Consider the following 24932-nt stretch of genomic DNA (forward strand, 5'->3'; position numbering starts at 1 on the left):
GAAGCCCCGGCGGGAGCCTCCAATCGCCGGCACTATGGAGAGCGGGTCGAGGCCGAGCAACCGGCGCAAACGGACGTAGGCCATGCGGGAGGCGCACGAGGGTAGCAGCGCCTTTCGAAATAAAGAGCAGCTAGCACCCTATCTCGTCATTCCGGGGCTCGCGAAGCGAGAGCCCGGAATCCATTCATCCACGAAGCGTGCGGAGCAATGGATTCCGGGCTCGCGCCAAGAGGCGCGCCCCGGAATGACGAGTGGAGCGGGCGTCCCTCACCGCGCCGACTTCTTGCCCGGCCGCTTCTCGGCGCGCAGCGCGCCGGTCTTGTGGACCTTGGAGCGCGGCGCGATCGGGGCGCCGCGCGGATAGCCGCCCGGCCATTCGAGCGCGAGTGAGCTTGCAAAGCCGAAGAAGCTCGAACGGCTCATGCCGAGCTCGGCCGCACGCTTGTCGATCCGCGCGATCAGGCTTTTCGGCAGATAGACATTGACGCGTTCGGACGGATCCGGCGGATCGACGCCGACCATGAAGAAAGCGGCGACGTCCGAGCCCTTCGGCGGCACGATGCGTTCGATCGGCGTCGGCTCCGGCAGTGCCTTGCCCTGCTCGACCCAACCGTCGACCGCCTGTGCCAGCGCCTGCTCGGCGCGCTCGATCGCCTCCTCCTGCGATCGCCCCGCGGCGACGCAGCCGGGAAAATCCGGAAACCACGCCCCGAACGCGCCGCGCGGCCCGCGCTCCAGCACGGCCGGATAGAGCCGTCTCTTCATTCTGGCCTCCGTCGTTGACGTATGCTATTTCACACACCTCGGTGTGTCAAATCGCACAACAACGTAGGGCGGGGTAGCGTCAGCGTAACCCGCCGATGCTCTCTCCGGAGATCGCAAGACGGTGGATTACGCTTCGCTGATCCCCCTACGATCTACGATCGCACGAACATCAGGATCATGTTGTTGGCCGGCATCTCGAAGCTGCCGCCAAGCTTCAACCCGACACGCTCAGCAAGCGCCTCGAGATCGGCGATGTCGCGCACGCCCCATTCGGCATCGCGCTCGCGCAACGACGTATCGAACACCGCATTGCTGAGCGCGGTGTGCTTGCCGTCGCGCTTGAACGGGCCGTAGAGGAACAGCCGGCCGTCGGCGCGCAGATGCCTGGAGGCGCCGGCGAACAGCCCCTCGGCGACGCGCCACGGCGCGATGTGGATGACATTGGCGCAGAAGATCGCGAGCAGTTTGTCCGGACCGTTGCCGTCCGAGGGCGCCGGCGACCAGTCCGGATCGGACAGATCGATCGACTGCGGCGGCTGGATGTTGGCAAGCCCGGCATGCGCGCGCCAGGCCTCGATGCTGCGCAGATGCGCGGCATGGAGATCGCTCGGCCACCAGATGATCTCGGGCGTCTGGCCGGCGAAATAGACGACATGCTGGCCGGTGCCGCTGCCGGCCTCCAGCACGGCGCCGGATTGGCCTGAGAGGTAATTCTTCAGCACCGCCCAAATCGGCTGGTGATTGCGATGGAATGCCGCCGCGTCGAGCCGCCCGTCCGCCTCGACGGGCCTGCCGTCCTTGCCGAACTCCACCACAAACTCCGCCACTACGCTTCTCCTCACGCCTCGACCGGTTGTGAACCGTGCACATGCCAACGGCAAGAGCGGAACCAGCGCAACATGCTGCTTACCCGTCATCCTGAGGAGCCCGCGCTTGCGGGCGTCTCGAAGGATGCACGGCCACAGTCGGGCCGTCGACCCTTCGAGACGGCAGCCATGCGGCCTCTTCAGGGTGACGGAGATTTCCTGCCCAAGCACATTGCCCCCGTCGCAACACGCCTATTCTCCGTGTTGCCAGCCGATGGCCTTTGTGCTTTCCACTATTAATATTGCGATGGGATCATCGAGATTGAAGCCCGGGAAACGTCTTTGATCGCCACTTTCTTCAAGCCAGCCTTCGTCCTGGCGCTGCTGGCAGGCATTGCCATGGCCGCGCCCGCAGGGGCCCAATCCGCCGCCGAGGGTGAGAGGCTCGCCTTCGACCGCGGCAAGGGCAACTGCCTGACCTGCCATGTCATCAAGGGCGGCGACCTGCCCGGCACGATCGGCCCCGAGCTGACCGGCCTGAAGGCGAAGTACAGCCGTGACGAGCTGATCGCGATCGTGACCGACGAGACCAAGCGCAACCCGCAGACTGTGATGCCGCCATTCGGCCGAAACCGGATTTTGAGCGAGAAGGAAATCAGCGCGGTGGTGGACTTCCTGCAGACCCTGTGATGCCGCACCGCGTGAGGAGAGTTTTTCGATGAACATCACGACAAGCGAATTTTCCGGAGCGCGCCGATTGTTGCTGAAGGGCGCGGGCGTCGCTGCACTGATCGGCCTCGGCGTCATTCCGTTCGACGTGCCGCAGGCGCTCGCCGCCGCCAACGACAAATATCCGGAAGAGGCGTTCAAGCAGAAGAACGAGGCCGACGCGATCAAGGCGCTCTACGGCAAGACCGCCGAGCCGTCGGACAAGGTCAAGATGGACGCGCCGGAGATCGCCGAGAACGGCGCCGTGGTGCCGATCTCCGCCACCACGACGCTATCAGACGTCACCTCGATCTCGTTCCTGGTGAGCGAGAACCCGATCTCGCTGATCGCCTCCTACAAGATCCCGGCCGGCACGCTGCCGAGCGTCGCCAACCGCATCAAGATGGCCAAGACCAGCAACGTCACCGTGATCGTCGAGGCCGGCGGCAAGCTCTACAGCGCGAGCAAGGAAATCAAGGTCACCGTCGGCGGCTGCGGCGGCTGAGTCAATCAAGGGATAAATCAGATGGCATCGAGCATTCGCGTGCGCGCCACCTCAAACGGCGACACCACCGAGGTGCAGGCGCTGATCCAGCATCCGATGGATTCCGGCTTCGTCAAGGACGCCAAGGGCGAGATCATCCCGCCGCATTTCATCCAGGTGCTGACCTTCGAATACGACGGCAAGCCGGTGTTCGTCGCCGACTGGGGCGGCGGCGTGTCGAAGGACCCTTACGTCAAGTTCGCCTTCAAGGGCGGCAAGAAGGGCGACGATCTGAAGGTTAGCTGGATCGACAACAAGGGCGCGACCGACACCACCACGGCGAAGATTCAATGATGCGGCGCCTCGCAATCCGCGCAGCAACGGCCATGCTCGCACTCGGCGTGCTGGCTTGCGCACCGGCGCGTGCGGCCGACAGCGTCGACCCTGCGGCCGACAAGGCCGCGTTCCAGAAATTCTTCACTACCAAATTCCCCAAGCTGAAGCTCGAGGATTTCGTCAACGGCCCCTATTCGATGAATGAGGACCTGCACAAGCAGTGGGAAGAGAAGGAACAGTTTCCGCCCTACGAGTTCTCGCTCGAGGCCGGCAAGGAGATGTTCTCGACGCCGTTCAAGAACGGCAAGACCTACGCCGACTGCTTCCCGAACAAGGGTATCGGCATCCGCCAGAACTATCCCTATTTCGACGAGAAGGAAGGCAAGGTCGTCACACTGGAGCTCGCGCTCAACCGTTGCCGCGAGGCCAATGGCGAGGCGCCGTTCTCCTATGTGAAGGACGACATGGCGGCGCTCACCGCCTACATGGCCTTCACCTCGCGCGGCAAGCCGATGGACATCAAGATCCCGAACGATCGGCGCGCGCTGGAGGCCTATCAGAAGGGCAAGGAGTATTTCTACACCCGCCGCGGCCAGCTCAATTTCTCCTGCGCCACCTGCCACATCCAGAGCCCGGGCGAGCGGATCCGCGCCGAGGTGCTGGCACCGGCGCTCGGCATCCTGAATGCGATGCCGATCTACCGCTCGGAATGGTCGGGCATGGGCACCACCAGCCGCCGCTTCACCACCTGCAACAGCCAAATCCGCGGCGTGCCGCTCAATCCGCAGGACGACGAGTACCGCAACCTCGAATACTATCTGTCCTATGTCAGCAATGGGCTGCCGATCTCGGGTCCGGGAGCACGGCCATGAAGGCGATTTTCGCACCGCCTCCGCCCTGCTGATCGCAACTGCGACCGCGGCGCTCGCCGCCTCCGAGGCCGACTACAAGGCGGCCTATGCCGCGGCCGAAGCCGCCAACAAGGAAGCAGGCCTGCTGCGCAACCAGTGGACCACGACCGCCTCGACACTCGCCGCCGCAAAAAAGGCCGGCGAGGCTGGTGATTTCGACACCGCCGTCGCCCAGGCCAAGGAGGCCGAGGCGCTGGCAAAGGCATCGATCTTCCAGGCTACCAGCGAAAAGGAACGCTGGAAGGACATGGAAGTTCGTTAAGGGCGCGCTGGCCAGGGGCCGCGCGGAGAGAGTGATGATCATCCGCCGCCGGGATTTCTTGAGAGGCTCAGCCGCCGCGACGCTTGTGGCCGGCTTGCCCCGCCTTGCGCACGGCGCTGATACCGCGAGCGTCTACGACCTCGAACGCTTCGGCAACGCCCGCATCCTGCACATGACCGACACCCATGCGCAGCTGAAGCCGGTGTTCTTCCGCGAATCCAGCGTCAATATCGGCGTCGGCGCGATGGCCGGCCAGCCGCCCCACCTGGTCGGCAAGGCGTTCCTCGACCGCTTCGGCATCCGGCCCGACAGCGCCGACGCCTATGCCTTCACCTGCGTCGAGTTCGAGAAGGCCGCCGGCCGCTTCGGCCGCCTCGGCGGCTTCGCCCATCTGAAGACGCTGGTCGACAAGCTGCGCGCCGACGTCGGCGACAAGCGCGCGATCCTGCTCGACGGCGGCGACCTGTGGCAGGGCACGGGCCTCGCCAAGGCCATGAACGGCGCCGATATGGTGGAGGCCGCCAATCTGCTCGGCGTCGAGGCGATGACCGGGCATTGGGAATTCACCTATGGCGAGCAGGTGCTGCGCGACAATCTCTCCCGCTTCAAGGGCGAGTTCCTGGCGCAGAACGTGTTCCTGACCGAGGAAGCCGCGTTCAACGACGCCAAGGCGTTCGATCCGGCCTCGGGGCGGGTGTTCAAGCCGTCGATCATCAAGGAGATCGGCGGCCATCGCATAGCGATCATCGGCCAGGCCTTCCCCTATGTGCCGATCGCCCATCCCAAGCGCTTCACACCGGACTGGAAGTTCGGCATCCGCGACGACGAGCTGCAAAAGCTCGTCGATGGCCACCGCAACAACGACAAGGTCGAAGCGGTGGTCCTGCTGTCGCATAACGGCATGGATGTCGACCTCAAGCTCGCGAGCCGCGTCACCGGCATCGACGTCATCCTCGGCGGCCATACCCATGACGCGATCCCGATCCCGATCACGGTGACTAATGCCGGCGGCGTCACGCTGGTTACCAATGCCGGCTCCAACGGCAAGTTCATCGGCGTGCTCGATCTCGATCTCGCCAAGGGCAAGGTCGCCAATGTCCGCTACCGCCTGCTGCCTGTGTTCGCCGAGCTGTTGAAGCCCGATCCCGCGATGCAGGCACTGATCGACAAGATGCGCGACCCGCATGTCGACGAATGGAGCGACAAGCTCGGCACCGCCGATCGCCTGCTTTACCGCCGCGGTAATTTCTCCGGCACCGTCGACCAGTTGATCTGCGATGCGCTGCTCAACGAGCTCAATGCCGAGATCGCGCTGTCGCCCGGCTTCCGCTGGGGCCTCACCACGCTCGCGAGCCAGCCGATTACCATGGAAGACGTGCTGTCGGAGACCGCGATCACCTATCCCGAGACCTACGTCGCGACCATGACCGGCAGCCAGATCAAGGATGTGCTGGAAGACGTCTGCGACAATCTGTTCAACGCCGATCCTTATTATCAGCAGGGCGGCGACATGGTCCGGGTCGGCGGCCTCGCCTACACCTGCACGCCCGCCGAGAGCGTCGGCAAGCGCATCTCCGAGCTGAAGCTCGGCAACGGCAAGCATCTCGAAGCCGGCAAGCATTACAAGGTCGCAGGCTGGGCCTCGGTCAACCAGCAGAATGGCGCGCCGATCTGGGATGTGGTGGCCAGACATCTGCGCGCCGGCCGGCCGCCGAACCGCGACGAGCCCGGCGTGACGCTGAAAGGCGTCGACGACAATCTGGGCATTGCGAGGCACGGATGATGCGGCGCGCGCTCATCGCGGCCTTTGGCCTTGCGGCGATCGCACTTGCAACGCCGCTCGCCCGCGCCCAGCTCGCACCGTTGCAGGACAAGCCGTTCGCCGAGCACAAGGTCGTGCTGCAGCTCTCCGACAACGACCCGAAGAAGCAGGGCCTCGTCCTCAGCGTCGCCAACAACCTGATGAAGCACTACGACCCCGACAAGGTCGCGGTCGAGATCGTCGCCTTCGGCCCCGGCATCGAGTTGCTCAAGCCCGACAACCCGAACCGCAAGCTGGTCGAGAGCCTGGTCGCGCAGGGCGCGCGGGTCGACATCTGCCTCAACACCGTCGACACCATCGAGCGCGACTCCGGCAAGCGGCCGGACTACATCGCCGCCGCAACCCCCGTGCAGGTCGGTGTCGCGCAGATTTTGCTGTTGACCGAGAACGGCTACACGCTGGTGAGGCCGTAATTCCTCGCCGCCCCATTCGCACAACAACCGTCATCCTGAGGGCCGCGCAGCGGGCGTCTCGAAGGATGCACGGCCCTCATGCTTCAACGCGCATTTTCCGGCCATCGCCCCTTCGAGACGCCGCTGCGCGGCTCCTCAGAGGTGAGGGGTCATTTCTGTTCAGGGATGGATTTGCTTTGAATGGGCCCTATCTATGAAATAATATCCTCTCCACGAGTCGCCCCGGAGAATAGGTAAGCCGTCATGATCTTTCGCCAGCTCTTCGACAGCGTGTCCGGCACCTACAGCTATCTGCTCGCCAGCCGCGCCGGCGGCGAGGCGCTGATCCTCGATCCGGTGCTGGAGAAGGCCGACCGCTACTGCAAGCTGCTAAGGGAACTCGATCTCCGCCTGGTCAAGGCCGTCGATACCCATCTGCACGCCGATCACGTCACCGGCCTCGGCGAGCTGCGCGACCGCACCCAGTGCATCACCATCATGGGCGAGCAGAGCAAGGCCGACGTGGTCTCGATGCGCGTTGCCGACGGCGACAAAGTAACGATCGAGGGCCTTTGCCTGGAGGCGATGTACACGCCCGGCCACACCGACGATTCCTACAGCTATCTGATGGGCGACCGCGTGTTCACCGGCGACACGCTGCTGATCCGCGGCACCGGCCGCACCGATTTCCAGAACGGCAGCGCGCGGGCGCAGTACGATTCGATCTTCAACCGCCTGCTCAAGCTGCCCGAGGAGACGATGGTGTTCCCCGCGCATGACTACAAGGGCGACACCGTCTCCACCATCGGCGAGGAGAAGCGCTACAATCCGCGGCTGCAGGTCAAATCGATCGACGACTATGTCGAGCTGATGAACAACCTCAATTTGCCGAACCCGAAGCTGATGGACGTCGTGGTGCCCGCCAACATGCATGTCGGGCTGCACCAGGACGAACTCGCAAAAGAAGGTCTCTCGCTCAACGCGCGCGATGCGATCGCAAGCCTCGGCCGGCCCGATGTCCTGTTGGTCGATTTGCGCGAAACCGCTGAGCGCGCCAAGCACGGCACGCTCGCCGGCGCGCTGCATGCGCCCTATCCGGGAATCGGCGCCGGCCTGCTGCCCGGCGGCATGCTGCGCGAAGTGGCGGCCGCGACCGGCCGCCGCGTCGTGTTCTTCTGCGCGTTCGGCGAGCGCTCGGCGATGGCGGTAGCCGCCGCGAAGAAGGCGGGGCTGGCCAACACCGCGCATATCGAGGGTGGCATCGACGCCTGGAAGAAGGCCGGCGGGCCAGTCGTGATGGGATAGTCGAGCCAACTGCGCGCGTATGACCATCACCGTCACCCTGAGGAGCCGCGAAGCGGCGTCTCGAAGGGTCGACGGCCACGCCGCGTCCGCGAACATTTGGAGAGATCCGGGCCGTGCATCCTTCGAGACGCGCTACGCGCTCCTCAGGATGACGGGACTTAGATGCGGGGCACATCAACTACCGCGTTACGCGCTGCAATTCTTCCGTCAGCCGGTCCAGCGCATCCGCCAGCATCACGCCGCCACACACTGTGAGCCGCTCGGGCAGCACGATGCGCCTTCGCTCCGGATAGAAGCGCTCCAGCGCCGGATGCAGCAGGAAGGCGCGGCCCCCATCTTCGGCGCGATCGCCAGCCTCCGATACCAGGATGAAATCCGGCCGCAACTTCACGATGGCCTCGAGCGAGGCAAAGCCGCCCGCGCCGAGGCCGAGCTCACCGGCCGCATTGGTCAGGCCGGTTGCCGCCAGCAGCGAGTTAATCAGGCTGTTATCTCCCGACACGAAGCCACGCCGCTCCAGCGGCAGCACGCGGTAATGATGCGCGCTCGCCACCGCACGCGCCCGCGCGATCGCCGCATCGAGGCGCGCGATCTCCAGCTCGGCGCGATCGGGATGCTGCACCACATCGCCCATGGCGCGGATTTGATCCCTCACCTCGTCCAGCGTGCGCGGTACCGTGAATTCGGCGAGGTGCAGCCCGTGGGCCTTCAGCAGGTCACGCGTCGCGCGTTTGTCGAACAGGCTGACGACGACGATGTCTGGCTTGAGCAGCAGCACGTCCTCGGCCTCGCCCGACAGGCGTAGAAAGTTTCGCGCTTTCTCGGCTGCCCAGGATTGCCAGGCATCGCGCGAAAAGCGGCTGAGGCCGAGGATCTGGTCCGGGTCGGCGAGCGACAGCACGAGCTGGTCGCTGCAGACATTCATCGAGACGATGCGCGGGCCGGCGGCGGACGCGGCACCAAGCGACGTGATCCATGCCGCCGCGGCCAAGGCTGCGAGACGCCACGCGCACATCAGACGTCCGCCCATGGCACGATGACCGCCTCGCGCCGGAATTCAGCGCGGTAGGCGCTGACGCGGAATACGCTGGCGAGGACTGCTTCCGACAGTGCCTCATCAGGCGCGCCCTGCGCCGCCAGCCGCCCCTCCGACAGCACCAGCACATGATCGGCGAAGCGCGCGGCGAGGCCGAGGTCATGCGTCACGACGATCACCAGCACGCCGGTGTCGGCGACGTTGCGCAGCTTCTGCATCACGTCGATCTGATGGCGCGGATCGAGCGAGGCGGTCGGCTCGTCGGCGAGGATCACCGGCGCCTCGACCGCGAGCACCCGGGCCAGCGCGACACGGCTGCGCTCGCCGCCGGACAGCTCGGTGACGCGGCGATCGCGGAACTCGGTGACATCGACGGCCTGCATCGCCCGCAGCACCGCCTCCATATCCCCGGGCGACAGCCGCGCCGGATCGGTCGCGCCATGCGGATAGCGGCCGAGCGCCACGATATCGCGTGCCGGCAGCGGCCAGTGCACCATGTGCCCCTGCGGCAGATACGCAAAACGTTTCGCACGCTCGCGCAGCGGCAATGACGCCAGAGCCTCGCCGCCAATCCTGATCTCGCCGTCAGACGGGATCAGGCCAGCCAGCGCGCGCAACAGCGTGGTCTTGCCGGCGCCATTCGGTCCGACCAGCGCGACCAGGTGACCGGCCGCGAGCGACAGCGAGACATCGTGCAGCACCTTGCGGCTGCCGAGCGAGGCGTTGAGCGCTGTGGCGGAGAGCAGCGTCATGCCACGCCTCCGCCGAGCGCGCGGCGCTCGCGCATGATGAGGTAAAGAAAGAACGGCACGCCGATGATCGAGGTCAGCACGCCGACCTTGATGTCCGAGGTCGAGGGGATGATGCGCACCGCGATATCTGCGGCAAGCAGCAGCGCCGAGCCGGTCAGCGCGCTCGGTACCAGCAGCCGTGCCGGATCATGACCGATCACCGGGCGCATCAGATGCGGCGCGACGAGGCCGATGAAGCCGATCGTGCCGGTCACCGCGACCGCGCCGCCGACGCCGAGCGCGACGCCCGTGATGACGAAGAGCCGCAGCCGCCCGACATCGACGCCGAGACTCCGCGCCGCCTCCTCGCCGAGCGTCAGCACACGAAAGGCGCTCGCCTGGCTGAGCAGGATGGCCGCGCCGGCGACGATAAAGGGCAGCGCCAGCGCCACATGCTCGAAGCTGCGGTCCTCCAGCGAGCCGAGCAGCCAGAACGCGATCTCCAGCACCACGAACGGATTGCTGGAGAGGTTCATCACCAGCGCGGTCGCGGCACCCGCAAAGCTCGAGATCGCAAGCCCCGCGAGGATCAGGATCAGCAGCCCGGCATTGCGACCGGCGATCGCGAGCAATGCGAACACCGAGCCGAACGCGGCGATAATCGCCACCGCCGGCAGCGCGTAGTACCGCACATCGGCGAGGCCGAGCGCGATCACCAGCACCGCGCCGAATGCCGCCGATTGCGGCGCGCCGAACAGCGACGGCGAAGCCAGCGGATTGCGCAGCAGGCCTTGCAGCGCCGCGCCCGACAGCCCGAGAATGCCGCCGATCGCGAATGCCAGGATGGTGCGCGGCAGCCGGATCTCGCGCACAATGACCTGCGCGACGTCGCTGCCGCCCCCGAACAGCGCCTCGATCACCGCGAGCGGCGACAGCCGCACCGGCCCGATGCCGAGCGAGAGCACGCACAGCAGAACCACGAGCGCGAATAGCGCCGCGGTGGCACTCCACCGCCGCCGCGCCGCGATCTCGGCCGCCAAGGCAAAATCCTGCACGCTCATCTCATCCATGCTCTTACAGCGATCGCCGTGGCAGACAAGCGACACCCGACAAAAACCGTGGCCGGGCGGCCATTGCCCGACTTCCGCCGGATTGACTTTGCTGCCCGGCCGAACCCTAGATGACCATGACGGTTCTTTCATGAGATGAAAAGGGAATGCGGTACGGGGAAACTTCCCCAACGCCGCGGCTGCCCCCGCAACTGTATGCGGTGAATCCTTCGTCACAGGCCACTGGGAATCTCGGTCCTGGGAAGGCGACGAAGGGTAACGACCCGCGAGCCAGGAGACCTGCCGTCAGCCGTGGTCACACGCGAGGATGCCGGTCGGGGAGTACAGGCATGAGCTTCACCTGATGCTGCAAGCACATGGTGAGACTGCTTCGCGGTGACGTGCCACTGACGTTACCGAGGTCTCGCCTATGTTTTCCTTCCCACCCGATCGGCGCCGCGCGCTTCTGCTCGCGTCGACGATCATCTTGCCGACGATCGTCCTTTCAACGGCGCGGGCGCAGCAGGCGCCCGCTCCCGATCAGCTGCCCGCAATCGAAGTCAGCCGATCCGGCGACCAGAACGTTACCCGCGCCAAACCGCCCGCTGACGAGACCCCGGCCCCACGCCGCCCGGCGCCGGGCACCACGCAGAGCAGCAACGCGGGCAGCGGCGCCGGATCGAACTCGGCTGGAGCCGGCTCGGCCACGGGGACCGGCGGCAGCAGCGGCGGCCGCCAGTTTGCCGGGGTCGTCGGCTCCTCCTCGACCGTGATCACCGCCGACGACATCGCGCATTCGCCGTCGCAGTCGCTGCCGGAAATCCTGGCGCAGGTGCCGGGCGTGCAGCTGCAATCGCTCTATGGCGGGCCGAACGGCGCCAAGACCTCGGTTGACCTGCGTGGCTTCGGCGCATTCGCGACCGACAACACCCTGTTCCTGCTCAACGGCCGCCGCCTCAACGACGTCGACAAAGCCGGCTTCGATCTCACCACGATTCCGCTCGATTCGATCGAACGGATCGAGATCGTCAGCGGCAACAGCGGCGCGGTGCTCTATGGCGACAACGCGGTCGGCGGCGTGGTCAACATCATCACCAAGGCCGGCGCCGGTGGTCCACCAGCCACGATGCGCGCCGAGGCCGGAGTTGGCTCGTTCAACACCCGGATGGCCGCGGTCTCCGCGGCTCTCAATTCAGGACCGTGGTCGACCTCGTTCTATGGCAGCGGCATCAAATCCGACGGCTACCGCGTCAACAATGCGCTCGACCAGCGCAACGCCGTCGGCAACGTCAACTACACCACACCGGATCTCACCGCCTTCGTCACCGTCACCGGCAGCGACCAGAAGCTCGGCCTGCCCGGCGGACGGCTGGTCGATCCGTCGATCGGCGTCAACGAGTTGCTGACTGATCGTCGCGGTGCGGCGACGCCGTTCGACTATGCGAACCAGCAGACCGCGAGCGTCACCACCGGCTTCACCAGAACGCTGGTGAACGGCGTCGACCTGATCGTCGACGGCGGCTGGCGGCAGCGCGAGACGCAGAGCGGCTTCTTCGGCACCGTGCCGACCATCAGCTTCGCCTCGACCTACAATGACGCCGCGCTGCAGACCTGGTCTCTGACGCCGCGGCTCAGCGTCAAGAATGTCATGCTGGGCATGCCATCCACGATCCTGACCGGCATCGACTATTACGATTCGACCTTCCGTGAGGCACGCGGCGCCTATCAGGGCGTCGATCCCACCCACGTCTACAACATCGAGCAGCAGAGCGTGGCCGGCTATTGGCAGCACACGTTCGGCTTGCTGCCGACCACCGACTTCTCCTACGGCGCGCGGGTGCAGAACACCCACGTCTCGGCGCGCGATCGCTACGATCCGAATGCGCCGTTCGCTTTCGACACGCAGGCGGCACCGCTCGACAGCAACGAGACACAGTACGCCTTGCATGTCGGTGTCGAGCATCGCTTCACCGACACCTTCTCGGCGTTCGGTCGCGCCGCGCGCGCCTTCCGCACGCCCGATGTCGACGAGCGCGTCGCATCGGGGCCGGCCTTCGATCCGCTGACATTCGCCCCGATTCCGCAGAATTTTCAGCTCAAGACCCAGACCTCGCAGGACGTCGAGGGCGGCTTCCGGGTCAAGACCGCTCGCTTCCAGATCCAGACCAGCGTCTATCTGATGGATCTCGAGAACGAGATCCATTTCAATCCGGTGCTGTTCTACAATGTTAACCTCGATCCCACCCGCCGCTACGGCTCCGAGACCAGTGCTTCGCTGAAGATCAGCGACACCGTCACCCTGCGCGGCGGCATGGCGATCACCCGCGCGGTATTTCGCGAAGGCATATGGGCCGGCAACGACGTGCCGCTGGTGTCGCGCAGCACCGGCAATCTCGGCGTAACCTGGAACATCTGGCAGAACTATCTGGTGTTCGATGCCACCGCGCGGGCCTGGAGCTCGCGCATCATGGACAACGACCAGGCCAACACCCAAAGCAAAATCCCCGGCAACGCCACTGCCGATATCAAGCTGAGCGGACAAGTCGACCGCTTGTTCTGGTCGCTGAGCGTCAACAACCTGTTCAACGCGCTGTACTACGACTACGCCATCGCGAGCTCGTTCACGGAAGGCCGCTTCTCGGCCTATCCGCTGCCCGGCCGCACCTACATGGTCAAGGCCGGCGCGACGTTTTGAGAGCATGATCCGGAAAAAGTGGGGACCGGTTTTCCGAAAAGATCATGCTTAAACAAGAGAGGGTGTGGCGGGATGTGACCCCGTCACGTCGTCTGCTCACATGACGAGCGCTCGCAAACTGGAGTAGAATTGCCGCAGCTGATTTGACCCGTACAGGGGAAACGCATGGCCAAGGCCGGAAAGACGAGTAAGGGCGGCGCCAAGATCAACGAGAAGACCGACGACAAGGTTAAGGTGCCTCCGCCGCCTGCATCAAAGCAGGACGACGAGTATTACGAGGATGGCGACATCGCCACGCCGAAGCTCGACCGCTACGGCAATGATGACGAGCCGTTGTGAGGGATAAGCGATATATGTCGTCGTCGTCCGGCGAAAGCCGGGACCCAACCACAGGATTGAATTGTTGAAGCGCGCTGTTGTCCCAGCACGTCGTAACAATCACCGCTGGTGGTTATGGGTCCCGGGTCGCGCTTCGCTTGCCCGGGACGACGTGGGATGGAGCTAACCGAAATCCTCGCTCTCGATCTTTGCAATACTCCCGCGATCGAGCAGATGCGCGCCGAAGCCGCCGCGCGCCAGCGATGAGGCGATCGGCGGCGAGGCCAGCAGCAGCGCGGTGGTCATCGCCAGCGGCACGGCGCTGAGCCAATCGAGCCGCACCGGCGTCAATTCCTCGGTGCTTGCCCGGTAGAGGCCTCCGCCCGCGGCGATGCGGCCGCACTCCCGGATCAGGTCGCGCCGCGTGCCGTCGCGCGATGCGCTGCCGAGCAGCGCCTGCATGGCCAGATGCGTCCGCACCCCGGCGCGGCTCTCGGCCAGCGGCGTCGGCGCTTCATCGAGAGAGACGCGCAGCAGCAGGTCGACCAGATCGGTGCCCGACCGGTACGCATTCACAGGCTCGACCAGCCGCGGATTGCAATCGATCAACAGCGGCGTCGCGCTGTCGAGCGGCATGATGACGTCGACCGAGAGCGCGCCATGCCAGCCGAGATGCGCACCGATGGTCTCGAGCGCGGCGCGGATTGCCGGCCGGCTCACGCTCTCCTTGATCGCCTCGCCGCCGCCGACACCGGCCGCGATCTGCCGGTAAGCGTGGAAGCCGATCAGCGTACCGCCCGAGAAGACCGACTGCGCCTTCTCGACCGTGCCGGTGATGAGATCCTGCGCCAGCACCTCGCCGGCAAAGTCGCCGGCGGAGTCGAGATCGTAGAGCGCGCGGTTGAGATCACCGGTGTCGCGCACGAACCAGATGCCACGGCTCGCCGTGCCGACCGACGTCTTGACCACGGAGGGAAACCGCAGGCCGTCGCGCAGCTCGTCGGCCGAGTTCACAATGCGGGTCGGCGGCTGCGGCAGGCCGAGCTGATCGAGCAGGCGGCTGAAGCCGGCCTTGCTGTGCACGGCGCGATAGCTGGTGAAGTCCGGCAGCGCGAGACCGGTATGCGACGTCAGCCGCGGCGCGGCGCGGGCGAACAGAAAACCCTGTTCATGGGTCGGCAGCAGCACGTCGAAATGCTGCGACGTCAACAGGCGCTCGACGAAGCCGAGATAACCGGCCGGATCCGACCGCAGCGGCGGACAATGGTGATATTTGCGGACAAAGCGGGAATAGCGCGCCAGGCACCAGCGCGAGGGATCGCAGACCTCGACATGATGGCCGGCCAGCCCCAGGATCGTGATCGCCTCGCGGCCGGAGGTGCTGGAGCCCTCCGACACCAGCACGCGGAGCGGTTTTTTGGTGTCGATCATGGCCGATCATCACCGCGCCGCTGCACTTTGTCGCCGCCTTTAATGCCGCATGTGTCGATCCGGCACGCCTGCGCCGGGGGCAGCTATGCGCCCGCGTTCATGGACAATTAGCGGCCAGCCTCTATTTTCGGCTGGCCCTGCCGGGCTTTGGAAAAAGTGGGTTGTCACTGATATGGTCGACATTCTGGCCGCACCGCAGCAAGCGAAAGCCGACAGCACGCTGCGCACGCTGACCGGGATCTCGGTCGCCCATTGGGTCAGCCATTTCCACATCTTCGTGCTGCCGATGCTGTTCCCGTTCCTGAAGCAGCAGCTCGGCGTCGGCTATGTCGAACTCGGCCTGGCGCTGACGGTGTTCGCGGTGGTCTCGGGCCTGACCCAGGCGCCGATCGGCTATCTCGCCGACCATATCGGCGCGCGCAAGATCCTGCTCATCGGATTGACGGTCGGCGGCTGTGCGCTGATCGGGCTCGGCCTGCATCTCAGCTACAGCTCGCTGATCGTTTGCGCGGTGCTGCTCGGGCTTGCCAACAGCGTCTACCATCCGGCCGACTACGCCATCCTCTCGGCCCACATGGACGAGGCGCGGATGGGCCGCGCCTTCTCGATCCACACCTTTGCCGGCTTCCTCGGCGGCGCAGTGGCGCCCGCGATCATGGCGGCCCTGGTCGCCTCGATGGGCGGTCTCGGCGCGCTGATCGTCGCCGGCGCGGTCGGCCCGCTGGTGGCGCTGTTCCTGATCGTGCTCGGCATTCCCGATGCCGGCGCCAACAAGAACAAGTCAAAGGACGATGCGGCGCCGAAAGCCAGCGTGATCACGCCGGCACTGCTGGTGCTGACCGCGTTCTTCACGCTGCTCAGCCTGTCGACCTCGGGCATCAACAATTTCGGCGTGGTCGCACTGATGGGCGGCTACGGCGCATCGTTCTCAACCGCCAACATCGCGCTGACCGCGTTCCTCGGCGCCAGCGCGGCGGGCGTGCTCGCCGGCGGCTATCTCGCCGACTGGACCAATCGCCACAGCCAGCTCGCCGCGGCCTGCTTCGCGGTCAATGCCGTGCTGGTGCTGCTGATCGCGCTGGTGAACCTGCCGCCGGTGGCGCTGACGCTGGCGATGGGGCTCGCCGGATTCCTCGGCGGCGTAATCGCGCCCTCGCGCGACATGATGGTGCGCAACACGGCACCGCCCGGCGCCGCCGGCCGCGCCTTCGGCATCGTCTCCACCGGCTTCAACTTCGGCGGCATCGTTAGTCCGCTCTTGTTCGGCTGGATCATGGACCAGCACATGCCGCATTGGGTGTTCGGCGCCTCGGTCGGCTTCATGGTGCTGACCGTGCTGCTCGCGCTGGTCACCGAGCGCAAGCCGCAGGCCTCTCCGATGGCGGTCCAGGCGCAGTCTCGTTAGAATTCACCGCCCCCAGAACACCGGCGTCGCCTTGAAGCGCCGCCAGCTCTTGCGCAGCGCTTTTGTCACCGCGATCTGATCGCGCGCCAGCCAGCCGGCCATCGCGCCGATGCCGAGATGAAGCGCAGGCTGGTCATCCTGTGCGATGGTGTGGAGCAGCACGCGCGTGCTGCCGATGTCGCACACCCGCCCGAGGCTGTTCTGCAACCGGGCGAGCCGCTTCACGTAGCGCTTCGCCGGCGCATGGGCGGCATAAAGCGGCAGGAAGAACTCCGCCGCATAGCGCAACTTCTTGAGGTTGATCCTCAGATTATGCTGCGCATGGATGTCGAGCTGCCGGAAGCCCGCACCACGCTTCAGCGTCTTGCGATGCAAGCGTTGCAGAATCCGATCGGCAAGCACCGGCATCGGTTGCGACAGGATCGCCAGCGCTTCGCTGTCGATCTCGTTGCGCCAGCTGCGGCGCTCCACCAGCTGCCCGAGCGAGAGCAGGAAGCGGCTGCAACGGGGGTCGGCCAGAACGCCATGCAAGGCGCCGTAGCTCGACTTCTGCCGCTGCTCGACCGCCTTGCGGAGGCCATCGAGGTCGATATCCGGAACCGCGCTGACCAGGCGGGTGATCGTCGTTTCGGCGAATACGTCCCAATCCCGGGCCTTGCCGAGTTGCCGCATCAGCCATCTTGCTTCGCTGTTGAGCGCCAGAAATGCCGGCGATGGAATATCGCGCCGGAACAGCGCACAGATCGTCCGTAGACGCCGCAACGCCACCCGCATCTGGTGCACGCCTTCGGGATCCGTCCCCTGCTCGGCCACCGCATGATTCTTCAAGAGATGATGCCAGCAGGAGCCAACCAGCCGCGCGATCACGTCGTCGACCACAAGATCAGCGGTGATGCCTGACGACTCGGCTTTCGCCGCCGACGGCGCGACATCAAACGCGAGCGCATAGCCGCGTTCCGCCTTGCTGCGCGTGCCGATCTGCAGCGGCGCCGCGTCGAGCAGCTGCGTTCCCAAATCGAACAGGACGCCGGCATTGCCGCTCTTCAGTTCAAGCTCGATTTCCGACAGAACCTCCTGGCGGGCATCGGCCTCGATGGTTCCCTCGTCGAATGCGACTTCAACCGATGCATCGGGCAGATCGAGCTGCCGGGCGTGGCGGCGCACTTTCGTCGCGAAAACCGGCAACAGCGCGTCGTTGCCGAGCGTCGCCACGGGATCGCCGACCTCGTCGGCCGGAAACCGCCTCAGATCGGGGACGATGCCTTCAACCTGCACCTCCCATTGGCGGCGCATCATAGGCTGCGCGGCATTGGGTGGAAACTTCAGCGTCTGGATGAAGGTCTTGCCGCTATGCCGCACGCGCAGCGACATGCCGTGCTGAAACAGCAGCCGCTCCGCCGTGTCGTAATACACCGTCTCGAGCCGGTGAAACGCGCCGCGATTGCGCGCATGCTGCACGATGCAGGGTGCCTCGCGCAGCTTTTCGAGGCTTCCTTGCGGCGCAAGCAGCTTGAGCTCGACTTCCGCCTGATCGCCATGCCCGACGGTAATGGGAGTGCCCGCATCGATCACGACCGGTTGCCGCTCATTCAATGATATCGCCCCCAGTGCGGTGTATGAAGGTTTTACGACAAAGACAAGCGACATCCTTTGTGCGGCAGCGTGCATTGGGCACGTTTTGTAGCCCAAATCCGCGCGGTGAAGTTGTACGTGAGCGGACCGCGCCGGCCGAGAGCGAATACTGCTTCGCGCGCGAAATGTTTCGTGCGTTCATTCCGATCGTCGCGACAGCACCTGCTTCAGCAGCGGCTCGATCCGCGACAGCTCATCGAGATGAACCGCTGACAATTCAGCGAGATGCTCGGCCGCGCGTGCGGTCAATTTGAGCAGCACGCGGCGCTGGTCGGCGGGGTCGAGCATGCGTTGGACCAGTTCGGCCTCGGAGAGCCGATCGACCAGTTCGACCGTGGTGTGGTGGCGAAGCCGCAGCCGCTCGGCCAGATCGCCGATCGTGACGGGGCCGCCGCCCGGATAGCCCCGGATCGCCAGCAAGGCCTGATGCTGCCTTGGCGTCAGGCCCTCGGCCTTTGCGGCATCCTGGCTGAACTCCAGAAAACGGCGGATCAGATAACGAAATTGCGAGAGCGCCTCGTAATCGGCCTGGCTGGGAACCCGTTTTCGGGGCTTGCTCCGGGTCTTGTTCAGGGCCTCGGCCGGCGATTTTAGCGGTCTTTTCAACGCTGCCATTCGATCCCTCCCGCTTGTAATTATATCGCAATGCGATATTACGCCGGCATCCCACTTCACCCGAGCCTTACGCCACCAATGAGCGTCATTTCCACTAAATCGCGCGCCTCGGCCAAAACCGGCACCAAGATTAGCGACAAGGCCAGCCACCTGCTGAGCGATTTCACGACCGATCCGCGCGTCGTGGTGATCTCGGCGATTGCCGTGTTCGTCGCCGCCGCCGGCGTGCTGGCCGGTGCCGGCCTGCTGCAATTGATCAAGCTCGCCACCAACATCGCCTATTTCGGCAAGTTCAGCTTTGCCGACCTGAAATTGCAGGATTCGCCGCTTGGCCTGTGGACCGTGCTGGTCCCGGTCGCGGGATCGCTGATCATCGGCCTGATGGCGCGCTTCGGCAGCGAGAAGATCCGCGGCCACGGCATTCCGGAAGCCATCGAAGCCATTTTGCTGGGCCGCTCACGGCTCGATCCCAAGGTGGCGATCCTCAAACCGCTGTCGTCGGCGATCTCGATCGGCACCGGCGGCCCGTTCGGCGCCGAGGGCCCGATCATCATGACCGGCGGCGCGATCGGCTCGCTGATCGCGCAGATGCTCCCCGTCACCGACAACGAGCGCAAGACCCTGCTGGTGGCGGGCGCCGCCGCGGGGATGACCACGGTATTCGGAACGCCGATCGCGGCGATCATGCTCGCGGTCGAACTCTTGCTGTTCGAATGGACCCCACGCAGCTTCATTCCCGTCACCGTCGCCGCCGTGGTGGCGGCGGTCGGGCGCACCTTGCTGCACATGCCGGCGCCGCTATTCCCGTTCACCGGCGGTGTCGACATCTCGGTGCTGCAACTCGGCGCCTGGATGCTGATCGGAATCCTGTCCGGTCTGCTGTCGGGCGTGCTCACCCAGCTGGTCTATGGCTGCGAGGATCTTTTCCTCAAGCTGCCGATCCACTGGATGTGGTGGCCGCTGATCGGCGGCCTCGTGGTCGGTCTTGGCGGCTTGATCGAGCCGCAGGCACTCGGTGTCGGCTACGATAACCTCGCGTCGATGCTGCACGGCGACCTGGTGCTGAAAGCCGCGCTGCTGCTGCTCGTAGTCAAGGCGATCATCTGGTCGGTCGCGCTCGGCTCCGGCACGTCGGGCGGCGTGCTGGCGCCGCTGCTGATCATGGGCGGCGCGATGGGCACCGCGCTGAGCGGCTACCTTCCCGCCGCGAGCCCGGGCTTCTGGGCGCTGCTGGCGATGGCGGCGACGATGGGCGGCACGATGCGTTCGCCGTTGACCGCGACCTTCTTCGCGGTCGAGCTCACCGGCAATACCCATGTGCTGCTGCCGCTGATCGCGGCCTGTTGCAGCGCGCATGGCGTCACGGTGCTCTTGATGCGGCGCTCGATCCTGACCGAGAAGGTGGCGCGGCGCGGCCATCATCTGGTGCGCGAGTACCGGGTCGATCCCTTCGCGCTGACGCGGGTGCGTGACGTCATGACCAAGGCGGTCGAGAGCGTCGCCGACACCATGACGCTGCATGGCGCGGCAGCCTTCCTGACCAGCCCGAAGACCAGTCATCCGAGTTTCCCGGTCATCGACGCCAACCATCACGTGCTCGGCGTGATCGACCCGCCGTCGGTGCTGCGCTGGCGCCGCGCCGGCAAGCATCGCACCGCGACGCTCAGCCAGCTGTTGGCGGGGAGCAAGATCACGGTCGCCTACCCGGATGAATATCTCGACCGGCTCGCCGACCGCCTGATGCAGGTCAACGTCTCGCATCTGCCTGTGATCTCGCGCGAAGATCAGCGCCTGGTCGGCTATATCGGCTGGAAGGATTTGATGCGGGTGCGCGCCAGGCTGCAGGCCGAGGAGACCCAAAAGACCGCCTTCTTCGGCGCGCGATAGGTGCACAGCCAGCTTGCCCGGCGGAACAAATTTCCGCCGGGCGCAACCCCCGTTCTCGCTGGCAAAATCGCTGCCAGCGCATCCCAGAGCTTCATCGGCGCAGGTTGACAGCATCAAGGGCTCACCCATGATGCCGCATAACCAAGAACAGCCTCGGGATGAAACGCCATGAACTCGACCCCAGACCTCGTGATCCGCGGCGGCACGATCGCCGACGGCAAAGGCGGCGATCTCTATGAGGCCGATGTCGCGATCTCCGGCGGCAAGATCACCGAAGTCGGCAAGGTCACGGCGAAAGGCAAGGAAGAGATCGACGCCAAGGGCAAGCTCGTCGCGCCCGGCTTCGTCGACGTCCACACCCATTACGATGGCCAGGTGACCTGGAGCCAGGACATCACGCCGTCGTCGCAGAACGGCGTCACCACGGCGATCATGGGCAATTGCGGTGTCGGCTTCGCGCCGTGCCGGCCGAGCGACCACAACAGGCTGATCCAGCTGATGGAAGGCGTCGAGGATATTCCGGAGCCGGTGCTTTCGGCCGGCATTCCCTGGGCGTGGGAGAGCTTCCCCGACTACATGGAGTGGCTGTCGAAGCGCAGCTTCGACATGGATATCGGCGCGCAGCTGCCGCACGCGGCGCTGCGGGTCTATGTGATGGGCGAGCGCGGCGCGCGCCGCGATCCGGCAACGGCTGAAGACAACCAGCAGATGGCGGCGCTCGCCGGTGATGCGGTGCGCGCGGGCGCGCTGGGTTTCTCGACCTCGCGCACGCTCAATCACCGCACCTCGACCGGCGACTACACGCCGACGCTGAAGGCGGGCGAGGACGAATTGACCGCGATCGCCGGCGCGATGCATGGCGTCGGCCGCAGCGTGCTGCAATTCGTGCTCGACCAGAGCACAGTGCACGAAGACCTGCCGATGATGCTGCGGGTCGCCGAGAACACCAAATGCCCGATCTCGTTCTCGGTCGCCCAGGCCGACAAGGCGCCGCGGCGCTGGCGGCAGACCATGGACACCATCAATGAAGCCGCCGCCCGAGGTCTATCGATCACGACCCAGATCGCGGCGCGCCCGGTCGGGCTGTTGCTCGGGCTGGAGTTGTCGCGCAACCCATTCCAGACCCATCCGAGCTACCGCGAGATCGCCAAGCTGCCGCTGGCCGAGCGGCTCGCACATCTGCGGCGGCCCGAGGTGCGCGCGGCGATCCTCAGCGAGAACGCAACGGCGACCGACGATCCGCTGTTCTTTCGGCCGAACTACGACAAGATGTACCTCCTGGGCAATCCGCCGGATTATGAACAACCGCCGGAGAACGCGCTCGGCCCGAAGGCGCGGCGCCAGGGCCGGCAGCCGGAAGAGCTCGCCTATGACGCGATGCTGACCGACGAGGGCCGCGGCATGCTCTACGTGCCGTTCCTGAATTATGCCGACGGCAATCTCGATGCCGTGCATGAGATGCTGCGCGAGCCGAGCGCCGTGCCCGGCCTGTCCGATGGCGGCGCGCATTGCGGCATCATCTGCGATGCCAGCTTCCCGACCTATCTCCTGACGCACTGGACGCGCGACCGCAGCCGCGGCGACAAGCTCTCGATCCCGTTCGTGGTCGCGGCGCAGTCGCGCAAGACCGCACTGTCGGTCGGCCTCACCGACCGGGGCGTGATCGCGCCGGGCTTCAAGGCCGACGTCAACGTGATCGATTACGACCGGCTGCATCTGCATCCGCCGAAGGTGCATTACGACCTGCCGGTCGGCGGCCGCCGCCTGTTGCAGCAGGTCGACGGCTACGACGCCACCATCGTCTCCGGCGTCGTGACCCAGCGCGCAGGCAAAGCCACCGGTGCGCGCCCAGGCCGGCTGGTGCGCGGCGCGCAGGGTTTGAATTGAGCGCATGGCCGTAACCCGGATGCAGCGAAGCGCAATCCGGGACAGCTCCATCCGCGGATAGCGCGGCCCCGGATTACGCTGCCCTTCATCCGGGCTACAAGCACTCGATCTTGACGCGGCCGCTTCCCCCTCCCCTGGAGGGTGGAAGCGGCCCTCTACGTCGGCGACATCGCGCCCTTGATGACCCGTGCGGGCTGCGACGTTCCGGTCAGGCGCGCGCGCTCGGTGTTCGGCCACAGTAGCAGCAAGCCCAGCACCCCCGATCCCACCATGATCGCAGCGTTGATGGTGAAGCCCGACATGTAACCGGCCATCGGCGTGGCCGCACGCTGGATCACACTGCCCATCACCATCGGCGCCAGGATGCCCGAGATCGTGTACAGCGCGCCGTAGATCGCAATGATGGCGCCGCGCTGCGATACCGGCGTGAACTCGCCCAGCATCGGCGGGCACACCACATAGATCGAGCCGCAAAGGCCGGAGCCGATCACCAGCAGCGCGATCATCAGGCCGCCCTGGGGCGCATAGGGCAGCGTTGCGAGAATGCAGCCGCCGGCGACCAGCGGCGCTGCGCCGAGCACGCCGCGCGCGCCACGGGTGGTGAAGCCGCGCGCCAGCATCAGCTGCGAGATCCAGCCGGTCAGGATCACGATGGTCGCGCCGAAGATCCAGGGCAGGATCGAGACGAAGCCGGCCTGCTGCTGCGAGAAGCCAAGCCCCTCGATGATGAAGGACGTGAACCAGGTCAGCCCGAGCGATAGCGCCCAGTAAGCGCCGAAGGTCGCGACCACGCAGCCGATGAAGGTGCGCGACGTCAAGAGCTTCCAGTAGGGAATCCGTTGCTCGTCGGCGACCACGGCAGCCGTCGACACCAACGGCCCTTCTTTGCCGAGCACGAACCAGGCGACGGTCCAGAGCAGGCCGACGATGCCGAGCGCGCCGAAGGCATGATGCCAGCTGTGATTGACGATGATCCAGTTCAGCGCCGGCACCGCGAGGATCACGCCGAACGCCGAGCCCTGCGACAGGATCGCGGTCGGCAGCGTGCGCTTCTCGTCCGGAAACCACTTGTAGATGGCATGAGCGGCGACCGAGAAGGCCGGCCCCTCGCCGGCGCCGAGGATGATTCGGCAGATCGTGAGCGTCGTGAGGCTGACGGTGCCGATCATCGGAAATTGCGCGAGCGACCAGATCACCGCCAGAATCAAGAGCACCCAGCGCGTATCAATGCGGTTGACGATGAAACCGACCACGATCGCCGAGATCGAGAACAAATAGAAGAAGGACGATCCGAGATCGCCGAACTGCTCCGGGGTGAGGCCCATCTCCTTCCTGATCGGCACGCCGGCCAGCCCAACCACAATCTTGTCCGCAAAGTTCACCACCATGAACAGGAACAGGAGGAAGGTGATGGTCCACGCGCCTTTGGGCGTCCCCTTTGACATCCCTTTTGGCGTCGGTTGCGTCGTCATATCTGGCTCCCCGTCGTTTCGTATTTTGGCTTCGTAAGATCGGCCCCATCAGGCGATGCTAGCCACGCCTCGCCGCGCAACGCAACACCGCATTTCCTCGGGGCCCGGCGACGCGACGCGCTGCTAACGGCCGATCACGATCACGTCGTCGCCGTCGTTGAAGCGGTGAACTGTCACGGCCGCCCTGCTATGTTCGGGGCCAACGAAAAACCGGGGTTATTTCATGAACAGATTGATCCTCCGCGCAGCCGCCTGCGCTGCGCTCGCGTCCGCTACGCTGCTCACAATGCCCACAGTCCGCGCGGAAGACGCCGCCAGTCCCGATTACGCGACGATCGTCGCCGCTCCCGATCGCAGCGACGCGGATCGCCAGGTGGACAAGCGCCGCGAGCCGGCCAAGATGCTGGCCTTTGCCGGCGTCAAGCCGGGCATGACCATCCTCGACATGGCGGCAAGCGCCGGCTACAGCACCGAACTCCTGGCGCGCACCGTCGCCCCGTCAGGCAAGGTCTACGCGCAGGATTCGGCCAGCGTGCTCGAGCGCTTCGTCAAGGACAAGTTCGACGACCGCGCAAAATCGCCTGCGATGAAGAACGTCGTCCATGTGGTGCGGGACTATGACGATCCGATCCCGCCCGACGTCAAGGACCTCGACATGATCACCTTCTTCTTTTTCTATCACGACATCAGCTATCTGCCGGTCGATCGCGCCGCGATGAACAAGAAGATGTTCGCCGCGCTCAAGCCCGGCGGCTATCTCGTGATCGCGGACCACTCGGCCAAGCCGGGCGAAGGCACCAGCGTCGCCAAGACGCTGCACCGGATCGAGGAGAGCACCCTGAAGCAGGAGATCGAGGCCGCCGGTTTCAAGCTGGTCGCCGAGGGCGATTTCCTGCATCATGCGGAGGACCCCAGGGACATTCCCGTCTTCAAGGCGCCGGTGCCGATCAACGAGTTCGTCCTGAAATACCAGAAGCCTTGAA

At 65.5% G+C, this 24932-nt stretch carries 23 protein-coding genes and 1 riboswitch; of the genes, 14 read left to right on the plus strand and 9 right to left on the minus strand.

What is annotated here, in order from left to right:
* Nucleotides 1-267 precede the first annotated feature (267 nt).
* Both ACVW17_RS05155 and ACVW17_RS05160 read right to left on the minus strand, forming a co-directional pair.
* Entirely contained in the window at nt 268-765 is a 498-nt protein-coding gene (locus tag ACVW17_RS05155; protein ID WP_456750937.1) for a type II toxin-antitoxin system HicB family antitoxin, read from the minus strand.
* A gap of 152 nt (nt 766-917) precedes the next feature.
* Nucleotides 918-1592 (minus strand): DUF938 domain-containing protein, encoded by a 675-nt coding sequence (locus ACVW17_RS05160; RefSeq protein WP_456750938.1) that lies wholly within the window; start codon nt 1590-1592, stop codon nt 918-920.
* Between the two features lie 378 nt (nt 1593-1970).
* Between ACVW17_RS05160 and soxX the strand changes: the two genes are divergently transcribed.
* The 8 genes from soxX (at nt 1971) to ACVW17_RS05200 (ending at nt 7791) form a co-directional block, all read left to right on the plus strand.
* Nucleotides 1971-2261, plus strand: coding sequence for a sulfur oxidation c-type cytochrome SoxX (gene soxX / locus ACVW17_RS05165; protein WP_456798929.1), 291 nt, complete (start codon nt 1971-1973; stop codon nt 2259-2261).
* Between the two features lie 28 nt (nt 2262-2289).
* Entirely contained in the window at nt 2290-2784 is a 495-nt protein-coding gene (gene soxY / locus ACVW17_RS05170; RefSeq protein ID WP_456796813.1) for a thiosulfate oxidation carrier protein SoxY, read from the plus strand.
* Nucleotides 2785-2805: 21 nt separating this feature from the next.
* Nucleotides 2806-3117, plus strand: a complete 312-nt coding sequence (gene soxZ / locus ACVW17_RS05175) for a thiosulfate oxidation carrier complex protein SoxZ (RefSeq protein WP_456796814.1) — start codon at nt 2806-2808, stop codon at nt 3115-3117.
* A complete protein-coding gene (soxA, locus tag ACVW17_RS05180; RefSeq protein WP_456796815.1) occupies nt 3114-3971 on the plus strand; it encodes a sulfur oxidation c-type cytochrome SoxA in 858 nt (285 codons plus the stop codon). The genes soxZ and soxA overlap by 4 nt, the downstream gene beginning before the upstream one ends.
* Nucleotides 3934-4272 carry a hypothetical protein gene (locus tag ACVW17_RS05185; protein ID WP_456796816.1) on the plus strand — a complete coding sequence of 113 codons (339 nt, stop codon included), beginning with the start codon at nt 3934-3936 and terminating at the stop codon, nt 4270-4272. The genes soxA and ACVW17_RS05185 overlap by 38 nt, the downstream gene beginning before the upstream one ends.
* Before the next feature lie 34 nt (nt 4273-4306).
* Nucleotides 4307-6055, plus strand: a complete 1749-nt coding sequence (gene soxB, locus ACVW17_RS05190) for a thiosulfohydrolase SoxB (protein ID WP_456796817.1) — start codon at nt 4307-4309, stop codon at nt 6053-6055.
* The gene (locus ACVW17_RS05195; protein WP_456796818.1) at nt 6052-6507 is read left to right on the plus strand and encodes a DsrE family protein; all 456 of its coding nucleotides are present in this window, start codon (nt 6052-6054) and stop codon (nt 6505-6507) included. Before soxB ends, ACVW17_RS05195 begins: the two co-directional genes overlap by 4 nt.
* 243 nt (nt 6508-6750) lie before the next feature.
* Nucleotides 6751-7791: an MBL fold metallo-hydrolase gene (locus ACVW17_RS05200; protein ID WP_456796819.1), complete on the plus strand. Its 1041-nt coding sequence runs from the start codon at nt 6751-6753 to the stop codon at nt 7789-7791.
* A gap of 178 nt (nt 7792-7969) precedes the next feature.
* Here ACVW17_RS05200 and ACVW17_RS05205 read toward each other — a convergent pair whose 3' ends face one another.
* From ACVW17_RS05205 to ACVW17_RS05215, 3 genes are all read right to left on the minus strand, one after another.
* Nucleotides 7970-8716 (minus strand): ABC transporter substrate-binding protein, encoded by a 747-nt coding sequence (locus tag ACVW17_RS05205; RefSeq protein ID WP_456798930.1) that lies wholly within the window; start codon nt 8714-8716, stop codon nt 7970-7972.
* Nucleotides 8717-8805: 89 nt separating this feature from the next.
* Nucleotides 8806-9579 (minus strand): ABC transporter ATP-binding protein, encoded by a 774-nt coding sequence (locus tag ACVW17_RS05210; RefSeq protein WP_456750946.1) that lies wholly within the window; start codon nt 9577-9579, stop codon nt 8806-8808.
* On the minus strand, nt 9576-10619 hold the full coding sequence (locus ACVW17_RS05215) for a FecCD family ABC transporter permease (protein WP_456750947.1): 1044 nt from the start codon (nt 10617-10619) through the stop codon (nt 9576-9578). The genes ACVW17_RS05210 and ACVW17_RS05215 overlap by 4 nt, the downstream gene beginning before the upstream one ends.
* A gap of 112 nt (nt 10620-10731) precedes the next feature.
* Nucleotides 10732-10929, plus strand: a riboswitch (cobalamin riboswitch).
* A gap of 108 nt (nt 10930-11037) precedes the next feature.
* Here ACVW17_RS05215 and ACVW17_RS05220 point away from each other — a divergent pair.
* Together ACVW17_RS05220 and ACVW17_RS05225 are read left to right on the plus strand one after the other, a co-directional pair.
* Nucleotides 11038-13302, plus strand: a complete 2265-nt coding sequence (locus ACVW17_RS05220) for a TonB-dependent receptor (protein ID WP_456750948.1) — start codon at nt 11038-11040, stop codon at nt 13300-13302.
* A 165-nt stretch (nt 13303-13467) separates the two neighbouring features.
* Complete coding sequence (locus tag ACVW17_RS05225; RefSeq protein ID WP_456750949.1) at nt 13468-13641, plus strand: hypothetical protein; 174 nt, start codon at nt 13468-13470, stop codon at nt 13639-13641.
* A gap of 162 nt (nt 13642-13803) precedes the next feature.
* Here the strand turns inward: ACVW17_RS05225 and ACVW17_RS05230 are convergent, their stop codons facing one another.
* Complete coding sequence (locus ACVW17_RS05230; RefSeq protein WP_456796820.1) at nt 13804-15051, minus strand: hypothetical protein; 1248 nt, start codon at nt 15049-15051, stop codon at nt 13804-13806.
* 172 nt (nt 15052-15223) lie between these two features.
* On the opposite strand from ACVW17_RS05230, the gene ACVW17_RS05235 reads away from it, so the two are divergent.
* On the plus strand, nt 15224-16456 hold the full coding sequence (locus tag ACVW17_RS05235; protein WP_456750951.1) for an MFS transporter: 1233 nt from the start codon (nt 15224-15226) through the stop codon (nt 16454-16456).
* Nucleotides 16457-16459: 3 nt separating this feature from the next.
* On the opposite strand, the gene ACVW17_RS05240 is transcribed toward ACVW17_RS05235, so the two are convergent.
* Both ACVW17_RS05240 and ACVW17_RS05245 read right to left on the minus strand, forming a co-directional pair.
* Nucleotides 16460-18049 (minus strand): CYTH and CHAD domain-containing protein, encoded by a 1590-nt coding sequence (locus ACVW17_RS05240; protein WP_456750952.1) that lies wholly within the window; start codon nt 18047-18049, stop codon nt 16460-16462.
* Nucleotides 18050-18226: 177 nt separating this feature from the next.
* Complete coding sequence (locus ACVW17_RS05245; protein WP_456756348.1) at nt 18227-18703, minus strand: MarR family winged helix-turn-helix transcriptional regulator; 477 nt, start codon at nt 18701-18703, stop codon at nt 18227-18229.
* Nucleotides 18704-18781: 78 nt separating this feature from the next.
* Between ACVW17_RS05245 and ACVW17_RS05250 the strand changes: the two genes are divergently transcribed.
* Entirely contained in the window at nt 18782-20590 is a 1809-nt protein-coding gene (locus ACVW17_RS05250) for a chloride channel protein (RefSeq protein ID WP_456796821.1), read from the plus strand.
* Nucleotides 20591-20758: 168 nt separating this feature from the next.
* The gene (locus ACVW17_RS05255; protein WP_456750953.1) at nt 20759-22477 is read left to right on the plus strand and encodes an N-acyl-D-amino-acid deacylase family protein; all 1719 of its coding nucleotides are present in this window, start codon (nt 20759-20761) and stop codon (nt 22475-22477) included.
* Nucleotides 22478-22632: 155 nt separating this feature from the next.
* Here ACVW17_RS05255 and ACVW17_RS05260 read toward each other — a convergent pair whose 3' ends face one another.
* Nucleotides 22633-23949, minus strand: coding sequence for an MFS transporter (locus tag ACVW17_RS05260; protein WP_456750954.1), 1317 nt, complete (start codon nt 23947-23949; stop codon nt 22633-22635).
* A gap of 286 nt (nt 23950-24235) precedes the next feature.
* Here ACVW17_RS05260 and ACVW17_RS05265 point away from each other — a divergent pair, with 286 nt between their 5' ends.
* On the plus strand, nt 24236-24931 hold the full coding sequence (locus ACVW17_RS05265; RefSeq protein ID WP_456750955.1) for a class I SAM-dependent methyltransferase: 696 nt from the start codon (nt 24236-24238) through the stop codon (nt 24929-24931).
* Nucleotide 24932 lies beyond the last annotated feature (1 nt).

It is taken from the genome of Bradyrhizobium sp. USDA 4473 (genome assembly GCF_054063335.1).

What these genes read in the sequence shown, in the direction of transcription:
- ACVW17_RS05155 (WP_456750937.1), bottom strand. Translation starts at nt 765, where the DNA reads ATGAAGAGACGGCTCTATCCGGCCGTGCTGGAGCGCGGGCCGCGCGGC.
- ACVW17_RS05220 (WP_456750948.1), top strand. Translation starts at nt 11,038, where the DNA reads ATGTTTTCCTTCCCACCCGATCGGCGCCGCGCGCTTCTGCTCGCGTCG.
- ACVW17_RS05215 (WP_456750947.1), bottom strand. Translation starts at nt 10,619, where the DNA reads ATGAGCGTGCAGGATTTTGCCTTGGCGGCCGAGATCGCGGCGCGGCGG.
- soxY (WP_456796813.1), top strand. Translation starts at nt 2,290, where the DNA reads ATGAACATCACGACAAGCGAATTTTCCGGAGCGCGCCGATTGTTGCTG.
- ACVW17_RS05245 (WP_456756348.1), bottom strand. Translation starts at nt 18,703, where the DNA reads ATGGCAGCGTTGAAAAGACCGCTAAAATCGCCGGCCGAGGCCCTGAAC.
- soxX (WP_456798929.1), top strand. Translation starts at nt 1,971, where the DNA reads ATGGCCGCGCCCGCAGGGGCCCAATCCGCCGCCGAGGGTGAGAGGCTC.
- ACVW17_RS05235 (WP_456750951.1), top strand. Translation starts at nt 15,224, where the DNA reads ATGGTCGACATTCTGGCCGCACCGCAGCAAGCGAAAGCCGACAGCACG.
- soxZ (WP_456796814.1), top strand. Translation starts at nt 2,806, where the DNA reads ATGGCATCGAGCATTCGCGTGCGCGCCACCTCAAACGGCGACACCACC.
- ACVW17_RS05225 (WP_456750949.1), top strand. Translation starts at nt 13,468, where the DNA reads ATGGCCAAGGCCGGAAAGACGAGTAAGGGCGGCGCCAAGATCAACGAG.
- ACVW17_RS05205 (WP_456798930.1), bottom strand. Translation starts at nt 8,716, where the DNA reads ATGAATGTCTGCAGCGACCAGCTCGTGCTGTCGCTCGCCGACCCGGAC.
- ACVW17_RS05210 (WP_456750946.1), bottom strand. Translation starts at nt 9,579, where the DNA reads ATGACGCTGCTCTCCGCCACAGCGCTCAACGCCTCGCTCGGCAGCCGC.
- soxB (WP_456796817.1), top strand. Translation starts at nt 4,307, where the DNA reads ATGATCATCCGCCGCCGGGATTTCTTGAGAGGCTCAGCCGCCGCGACG.
- ACVW17_RS05250 (WP_456796821.1), top strand. Translation starts at nt 18,782, where the DNA reads ATGAGCGTCATTTCCACTAAATCGCGCGCCTCGGCCAAAACCGGCACC.
- ACVW17_RS05255 (WP_456750953.1), top strand. Translation starts at nt 20,759, where the DNA reads ATGAACTCGACCCCAGACCTCGTGATCCGCGGCGGCACGATCGCCGAC.
- ACVW17_RS05200 (WP_456796819.1), top strand. Translation starts at nt 6,751, where the DNA reads ATGATCTTTCGCCAGCTCTTCGACAGCGTGTCCGGCACCTACAGCTAT.
- ACVW17_RS05265 (WP_456750955.1), top strand. Translation starts at nt 24,236, where the DNA reads ATGCCCACAGTCCGCGCGGAAGACGCCGCCAGTCCCGATTACGCGACG.
- ACVW17_RS05195 (WP_456796818.1), top strand. Translation starts at nt 6,052, where the DNA reads ATGATGCGGCGCGCGCTCATCGCGGCCTTTGGCCTTGCGGCGATCGCA.
- ACVW17_RS05230 (WP_456796820.1), bottom strand. Translation starts at nt 15,051, where the DNA reads ATGATCGACACCAAAAAACCGCTCCGCGTGCTGGTGTCGGAGGGCTCC.
- ACVW17_RS05260 (WP_456750954.1), bottom strand. Translation starts at nt 23,949, where the DNA reads ATGACGACGCAACCGACGCCAAAAGGGATGTCAAAGGGGACGCCCAAA.
- soxA (WP_456796815.1), top strand. Translation starts at nt 3,114, where the DNA reads ATGATGCGGCGCCTCGCAATCCGCGCAGCAACGGCCATGCTCGCACTC.
- ACVW17_RS05185 (WP_456796816.1), top strand. Translation starts at nt 3,934, where the DNA reads ATGGGCTGCCGATCTCGGGTCCGGGAGCACGGCCATGAAGGCGATTTT.